The following is a 1,012-nucleotide window of genomic DNA, read 5'->3' as shown; positions in this document are numbered from 1 at the left end:
CGGCGAATCCTGGGTCAGCCCGCCGATGTTCGACCATGAGATCGTGGCACGGCTGGTGGAGCTGGGTCTCGTGGAAACCGAGCCGCTTCCATCTGGCGATATCGAATACCGGATCACTGACGCGGGCCGAGCGGCGGCTACCGCGTAAACGTAGATCGGCAGATGCAGCAGGTCCTGAAGGGCATCGGCCGGTGATCAAAAGGGTGGAACGGAGGCAAGGCTGGGGCGGCATCGTCGGAGCTTGCACGGCACTAGGCCGCACACGCCTCAGGACCAGCCACGGGGAGTGCGGATCTTAGCGCCCTGTGATGGCGATCGCCGGACAAGGACGCCGACGGAATTCAGGCCTCCAGCCCCAGGCTCGCGCCACATCCTGAAGTTCGTTTTTGCTTCGCCCCCGCTGCGCCCTTCCGACGACCTTCTTCGGGTCGCATGATGACCTGTTCAAGCGCATCCAGCCGACCTATCGCGGGCGACCCTTCCAAACTACGCGCGGCCTTCGCGGATAAGGCGGCAACGGCCGAAATCTTGGTCTGCCGCGCAGCGTGGCTACGGAGAATGGAGTGGTAGATTTTCACGTAGTCCGATGCCATGCGACGGGAGGAGAACCGCTCCTCGAAGCGCATCCGGATCGCTTTCCGGTCCAACGCCAACAGCTCTGGAATGGCCTGCACCGCCTCATCGAGGCTTGAGACGATGCGCCCGGTCAGCCCGTCCTCGACGATCTCCGGGACCGATCCGCAGCGGAAGGCAAGCACCGGCGTTCCGCAGGCCATGGCCTCGATCATGACCAGCCCGAACGGCTCGGGCCAATCGATGGGGAAAAGCAATCCGGCCGCCCGGCCGAGAAACTCGGTCTTGGCGCTCTCGTTGATCTCGCCAACGAACTCGACGTCCGTCCCGTTCAAGAGTGGCGCGATGACCTCCTGGAAGTAGGCCTCGTCGACCTTATCAACCTTCGCCGCAATCTTAAGCGGCACGCCCGCAGCCCGCGCAATGGCAATGGCGCGGT

General features: G+C 63.8%; 1 protein-coding gene. It reads right to left on the bottom strand.

Annotated elements, in window-relative coordinates:
• Nucleotides 1-341: 341 nt before the first annotated feature.
• On the bottom strand, nucleotides 342-1,012 hold a 671-nt coding region (locus tag WN73_RS05975), incomplete at its 5' end, for a glycosyltransferase (protein WP_271552097.1).

It is taken from the genome of Bradyrhizobium sp. CCBAU 45394 (genome assembly GCF_028128655.1).
Classification (GTDB): domain Bacteria; phylum Pseudomonadota; class Alphaproteobacteria; order Rhizobiales; family Xanthobacteraceae; genus Bradyrhizobium; species Bradyrhizobium diazoefficiens.
The sequence above is the reverse complement of the archived record's forward strand: the minus strand, read 5'-3'. Positions and strand labels throughout refer to the sequence as shown.